General features: G+C 61.4%; 6 protein-coding genes. 2 read left to right on the top strand and 4 right to left on the bottom strand.

The window, feature by feature from the left end; translation table 11 throughout:
* Positions 1-490: 490 nt before the first annotated feature.
* Positions 491-1,801: a tyrosine--tRNA ligase gene (gene tyrS / locus I6E56_RS14745; protein ID WP_307842882.1), complete on the bottom strand. Its 1,311-nt coding sequence runs from the start codon at positions 1,799-1,801 to the stop codon at positions 491-493.
* A 135-nt stretch (positions 1,802-1,936) separates the two neighbouring features.
* Here tyrS and I6E56_RS14740 point away from each other — a divergent pair, with 135 nt between their 5' ends.
* Entirely contained in the window at positions 1,937-2,575 is a 639-nt protein-coding gene (locus I6E56_RS14740) for a SatD family protein (protein WP_231601653.1), read from the top strand.
* Positions 2,572-3,126 (top strand): hypothetical protein, encoded by a 555-nt coding sequence (locus I6E56_RS14735; RefSeq protein ID WP_197139264.1) that lies wholly within the window; start codon positions 2,572-2,574, stop codon positions 3,124-3,126. Before I6E56_RS14740 ends, I6E56_RS14735 begins: the two co-directional genes overlap by 4 nt.
* A gap of 36 nt (positions 3,127-3,162) precedes the next feature.
* On the opposite strand, the gene I6E56_RS14730 is transcribed toward I6E56_RS14735, so the two are convergent.
* From I6E56_RS14730 to argH, 3 genes are read right to left on the bottom strand one after another with little or no spacing between them, the layout of a single operon-like run.
* Positions 3,163-4,083, bottom strand: coding sequence for a DUF817 domain-containing protein (locus I6E56_RS14730; protein WP_197139263.1), 921 nt, complete (start codon positions 4,081-4,083; stop codon positions 3,163-3,165).
* Complete coding sequence (locus I6E56_RS14725; RefSeq protein ID WP_197139262.1) at positions 4,083-4,670, bottom strand: DNA-3-methyladenine glycosylase; 588 nt, start codon at positions 4,668-4,670, stop codon at positions 4,083-4,085. Before I6E56_RS14725 ends, I6E56_RS14730 begins: the two co-directional genes overlap by 1 nt.
* A gap of 2 nt (positions 4,671-4,672) precedes the next feature.
* The gene (gene argH, locus I6E56_RS14720) at positions 4,673-6,109 is read right to left on the bottom strand and encodes an argininosuccinate lyase (protein WP_197139261.1); all 1,437 of its coding nucleotides are present in this window, start codon (positions 6,107-6,109) and stop codon (positions 4,673-4,675) included.
* Position 6,110 lies beyond the last annotated feature (1 nt).

Genomic DNA, 6,110 nt, shown 5'->3' with positions numbered 1-6,110 from the left:
GACCACAACTCTAAAGTTGTGGAGGATGGTGGCCCCCACTTGAGGCCGGAAACCTAGCAGCAGAACTGCCCGGGACTTCCGCACCTTTGGGGTGACAAGAGGAAACATTACGTGCATTTCGCCCCCCTCGCCAACACCGACCACATCCCGGGCGTGTCGCAAAAATGAGGCCCCCAAAACACTGTGTAGCACTCGAACCGTGCGGTGAAACTTGAGAGTTAATGGCGGCAATGAGCCAGACAACCGGCGGCAGAGCGACGACTAGTTCGGCGGCACGACTTCGTAAACCAGGAGGGCGAATTGACCTACCGCCCACAACCCAGACGTCGCCAGCGCCTGCAGCCTCGCGAATCGCAGGCAGGGCATCCGCGACAGCTCCACGAACAAAGCGGACGTCGGCGCCTTCGGGAACGGGAAGGTCGCGAGTGGTGAAGACGAACGTTGGCTGGTCACCAAAGTAGTCGGCCCACTTCTGCGGGTGCTGTTCGCGCTAGGAGGTGACGAAGATTCCTGCGAGAGTCTTCTTGCCGCGACGGAGAACGGCCACGTTTCCGGGCAGAAGGTCACTGCCCACCGTGGCCTGGTCATCCGCTACAGCAACGTTGTTGAGGTAGACGCCGCCCTGCGAGATTGCGCGACGCGCTTCGCTCGCACTCGACACCAGTTTCGTGTCGACAAGCAGTTGCACAACGGTCGCATCCGCTGAGGTTTCGACGTGGGCGAGCTCGCGCAGAGCTGCGGCAAGAGTGTCCGCATCCAATGACGCCAACTCCCCTTGGCCGAAGAGAGCTGCGGATGCTGCGATTGCCGCTTCCGTTGCAGTGCGGCCATGAACGAGAGAAGTGACCTCGAAAGCGAGAGTCTTCTGTGCTTCGCGACGAAACGGCGCCTCAGCGACAGCGGTCTCGAGAGCAGTGATCTGTTCCCGCGACAGGAACGTGAAGATCTTCACGCGCTCAATGACATCCGCATCATCAGTATTGAGCCAGAACTGGTAGAACGCGTAGGGGCTCGTCATCTTAGAGTCGAGCCAAATGGCGTTGCCCTCGCTCTTGCCGAACTTGGTGCCATCCGAGTTCGTGATGAGCGGGGTGCCAATGGCGTGAACGCTCGCGCTCTCAGCCTTATGGATGAGGTCGCTGCCGCTGATGAGATTGCCCCACTGGTCGCTGCCACCGGTTTGCAAAACGCAGTCGTAGTTGCGGTAGAGCTCCAAGAAGTCCATGCCCTGCATGACTTGGTAACTGAACTCGGTGTAGCTAATGCCGGCGTCGCTATTGAGACGCGCGCTCACCGCATCCTTTTTGAGCATCGTGCCGACACGGAAGTACTTGCCGACATCGCGCAAGAAATCGATCGCGCTCATCGGCGCTGTCCAGTCGAGGTTATTGACCATGCGCACGGCATTGTCACCCTCGGTGCTCAAGAACTTGGAGACCTGGGCCTGCAAGTAGCTGACCCATTCGGCAACGGTTTCGTTGTCGTTGAGCGTGCGCTCTGCTGTGGGGCGCGGATCTCCGATGAGGCCGGTCGCTCCCCCGACGAGTCCGAGAGGTTTGTGGCCAGCCAGCTGAAGACGGCGCAGCAGCAGAAGCTGCACGAGGTTGCCTAAGTGAAGGCTGGGCGCGGTGGGGTCGAATCCGCAGTAGTAGGTGATGGGGTCACCGTCGAGAAGCTTCTCAAGGGCATCCGCATCGGTAGAGACGTGCACGAGACCGCGCCACGTGAGCTCTTGCCACAAGCTCTCGAAAGAGCTGTCGTTGCTTTGGGTACTGAGAGATTCTGATGCTGTCGCTGACACGTCATTAACCGTAGTGCCTATCGGCGGGGTGCTGAGAGCAGCCTGCCGTTGGTTACCCGCAATGCTGAGGCACTGATCTGAAGAAATCAGGCTTGTGGGCCTGATGTTGAAGAATCAATGCTGTAGCCTTTAGTTATGTTTGTGATCACAGCGGACCAAAGAAACAGCCGCAGCAGCGCGGATGCCGTAGCCCAGACCCTGCAGCGCATCAACACCGAGCGCGCGGATGACCTCGCCCTGCCCGCCGAACGCACCGCGGGAGACGAAGCGCAAATGCTGCTCACGTCGGCACAGGCTGCTCTCGACATCACCCTCGAACTGACCCGCACCGAACAGTGGAGCGTGGGAATCGGTATCGGCGCAGTGCCCCTGCCGTTCGGAACAAGCGTGCGTGCAACCAGTGGCCCTGCCTTTCTCGCCGCGAGAGACGCCATCGACCGCGCCAAGAAGAGTCCAGCCAAATGCGCCGTCGAGTCCGACCCCGAGAGCGAGCTCGCCCGCGACATCGAGCCACTTCTTGAGCTGTTGATTCTGCTTCGCAACCGTCGCACTGACAACGGTTGGGAACTCTACGACTTGCTCAGCACCGGAATCACACAAGCCGACGCGGCCGAGCGCCTCGGCATCTCCCCACAATCTGCCAGCCAGCGGGCTCTCGTCGCCGGGCTTCGCACAGAAGAAGAGGCCGTTCGCGCCCTTGCAAACCTGCTCGACAGAGCACACAGTGGAGTAGCAACCGACAACGCGCTCAGCGCAGAGAAAGGCACGTCATGACCGGCTGGTGGATCGCGGTACTCGTTCTCACAATCGGAGCGATCGGCGCATCCATGATTGCCGCGCGCACCGAAAAGTATTGGCTCGCCACCGTCTCGCTACTGCCTGTCGGTATCGCCCTCATCTTGGGTTCCACTGGAAACCCTCTGCCCGGTGATGCTTCGGAACTAATCATTTTGCTCAGCGCCGCCCTCGTCGCACTAGCCACTCTCGCGGGCAGCCCACTCGTGGCGCTCGTGCTCTCGCTCGCCTCGTATCCGGCGCCGCGCGGCGAACATGGCGGCATCCTCGTGATCGACGCCGACTCTCCCCTGCCCGAACGTGAGATTCTGCGCGGCGGAACCACGATCGGTTACCTCGAACGCTTCGCGTTCATCGCGTCCTTCATGGTGTGGCAGCCCGGAGCGATCGCCGTCATCGTTGCCATCAAAGGACTCGGTCGCTTCTCCGAACTCGAGAACGCGGCTGCCCGCGAACGATTCATCATTGGCACGCTCGTGAGCCTCGTCTGGGCCGGGCTCTGCACCGCAGCCCTGCTTGTCGGACGCTAGGTAGCCCGTCGACACGTGCTCTGCGTGGGCTTAGCGTTACGACTGCGCGGTGGCGTTCTCAGCGATCGCTTCCGGCGGCTGTGGTTTCTCAACCCACGTCACCAAGACCACCGAGACGATCATGAGCAGCAGCCACGAACCGAGCTTGGCGATCGAGACTAACTCCCAACCCTCCGACTGATTGGGATATACCCACGCGTTCGACCACGTTGCCACATTCTCGGCAATCCAAATGAATATCGCGACCAGCACGAACGAGACCAGAATCGGCATCCGGAACCGCGCCCGCGAGACTCTGACGTGCATCACCGTTCGCCACCAGACCACTGCGATCGCCGCAAACAGGAACCACCGGGCATCGACGATGAAGTGATGGCTGAAAAAGTTGACGTAGATCAGCGTGGCCAGAATGGCCGTGATCCAGCGTCGCGGATAGCGATCAAAACGAAGCTCGAAGAGCCGGAACACACGCACCATGTACGAACCGACTGCGGCATACATGAAACCGCTATAGAGCGGGACGCCGAAGATATGCAGCACGCCGTCGCCCTCATAGGTCCACGATCCGGCATCCGTTTTGAAAATCTCCATCACCGTTCCCACAATGTGGAACAGGATGATCACCCGCAGTTCGCGCAGTGTCTCCAGCTTGAAGACCACCATGAGAACTTGGATGGCGAGAGCAGCCAACACCAGAAAATCGTTGCGGGCTAGAGCCGCCGACTCTGGGTACCAGAGGCGTGTGAGCACGAGAACGGCGAGTAGTGCTCCCCCGAACACGCAGGCCCAGGCTTGCTTGAGCACGAACACCGTGAACTCAATAGCCCACGTGCGGAGGCGCTGTGGTTGGACCCGACCACTACCGTGCGGATGCTGCGGACCGCCATCGCGAACGCGGTCAAGACGCCGGTGCGCCCACTCATCAATCCGCTGCTCTAGCGGTGTGAAGCGGGCCACTAGCTGCGCTTGCGCTTCACTGCGGGGCGATACGGGGACACGCTCGGCTCCCCCGGAATCCAGAAGCGCCACGGATACTCGTCAGTGCCGCCAGCACCCGCGACGCCCGTGCGCGGACCAATGCTGAACGGAGACCGCGACTGCGACAGTTCCAGACGAACGCGACCCGACTCTAGGTTGGTTCCCGCGTCATCCAAACGAATGCCCAGCGCAACCGCGAGGCGGGCGGGCCCCATTGCGAGGTCGGCCGGTTTCTTGGATGTTGCGCGACGTTCGGCCGCGACATCCATCCCCTCGATCACTTCGCCCGCGCGCAGTAGAATCCCCGAGGCAACGCCCTCGGGCATGCACACGACATTCGCGCACGTGTGCATCCCATAGGTGAAATAGGTATAGAGATGGCCGGGCGGGCCGTACATGACGGCATTGCGCTTGCCCGGCCCGCGAAAAGCGTGCGAGCCAGGATCGACTTCGCCCATGTACGCCTCGACCTCGGTGAGCCGCACCGCGACCTCACCGACGCGCACGACAGCACCCAGCAAGAGCGGAGCAACCTCAGTTGCCGGCCTGCTGAGCAGTTCGAACACGTCTAGCGGATGACCTGCGGGTCGAGAGCAGCCGCGAGCACTCGAACACGCTCGGTGAGCTCGGCGCGCTGCTCCGCAACGCGCACGGGAGCCGTTCCGCCGACGCCGGCACGGCTCGATACAGAACCCTCCACCGTAAGAACCGCGCGCACATCGCCCGTGAGGTGAGGTGAAATGGCGGCGTAGTCGTCATCGGTCGGTTCGTGAAGTTCGAGCGAGTTGTCTTCACAGAAACGCACGAGGGAACCGCTGATTTCGTGAGCCTCACGGAACGGAACATGCTGGCGCACGAGCCAGTCAGCAACATCCGTCGCCAGGGAGAAACCCTGAGGTGCAAGCTCGGCCATGCGCTCCGTGTTGAAGCGCAACGTTGCCACCATGCCAGTGAACGCTGGCAAGAGCACTTCGAGAGTCTCGACGGAGTCGAACACGGGCTCTTTGTCTTCCTGAAGATCGCGGTTATACGCGAGCGGCAGGGCCTTGAGCGTGGCAAGCAGGCCCGTGAGGTTACCAATGAGGCGACCAGACTTGCCTCGAGCAAGCTCAGCGATGTCGGGGTTCTTCTTCTGGGGCATGATCGACGAGCCCGTGGAATATGCGTCATCGAGCTGCACGAAATCGAACTCGCGCGTGTTCCACAGAATGATCTCTTCGCTGAGTCGCGAAATGTCGATACCAAGCTGCGCGGTAATGAACGCGAACTCTGCCACGACATCCCGGCTCGCGGTTGCATCAATCGAGTTTTCAGTGGGGCGAGCAAGCCCCAGCTCCCGAGCGACCAGCGCGGGGTCGAGCCCCAACGTGCTGCCCGCAAGCGCGCCAGAACCATACGGCGATGTGGATGCGCGAACCTTCCAGTCCCGCAAGCGCTCGAGCGTGCGCACCAGAGGCCACGCGTGCGCGAGCAAATGATGCGCGAGCAGCACTGGCTGCGCATGTTGGAGGTGGGTACGACCCGGCATGATGGCTGCATCGTGCTTCTCAGCCTGCGCCACAATGGCGTCAATCAGGTCGACAACCATCGCGGCAATTGCGCCCGCATGGTCGAGAAGGTACATGCGCACCAGAGTGGCGATTTGGTCGTTGCGGCTGCGCCCGGCACGGAGTTTGCCTCCGACCTCAGCACCCGCACGCTCGATGAGCCCGCGCTCAAGCGCGGCATGAACGTCTTCCTCGGATTCGAGGGCTGTGAAGCTGCCATCGGCAACGGCTGCACTCAAGGATGTCAGGGCATCCGTCATCGTTTCGAGTTCAACGTCGTCGAGGTACCCCGCGGTCGCGAGCGCAACAGCGTGCGCTCGCGAACCGGCGAGGTCATACTGCGCAAGCTGCCAGTCGAAGTGAGTTGATTTGCTCAACCGGGCAAGCTCAGGTGAAGGGCCACTTGCGAAGCGGGCTCCCCAGAGTTGTCCCTCACCAGTTTCGGCAGATTGCGCCATG

This window comes from Salinibacterium sp. NK8237 (assembly GCF_015864955.1).
Classification (GTDB): domain Bacteria; phylum Actinomycetota; class Actinomycetes; order Actinomycetales; family Microbacteriaceae; genus Rhodoglobus.
This window is presented reverse-complemented; position numbering and strand designations above follow the sequence as displayed.

Excerpts from the sequence above, each read along its gene's own strand:
- I6E56_RS14735 (WP_197139264.1), top strand. The coding sequence starts at position 2,572 with ATGACCGGCTGGTGGATCGCGGTACTCGTTCTCACAATCGGAGCGATC.
- argH (WP_197139261.1), bottom strand. The coding sequence starts at position 6,109 with ATGGCGCAATCTGCCGAAACTGGTGAGGGACAACTCTGGGGAGCCCGC.
- I6E56_RS14740 (WP_231601653.1), top strand. The coding sequence starts at position 1,937 with ATGTTTGTGATCACAGCGGACCAAAGAAACAGCCGCAGCAGCGCGGAT.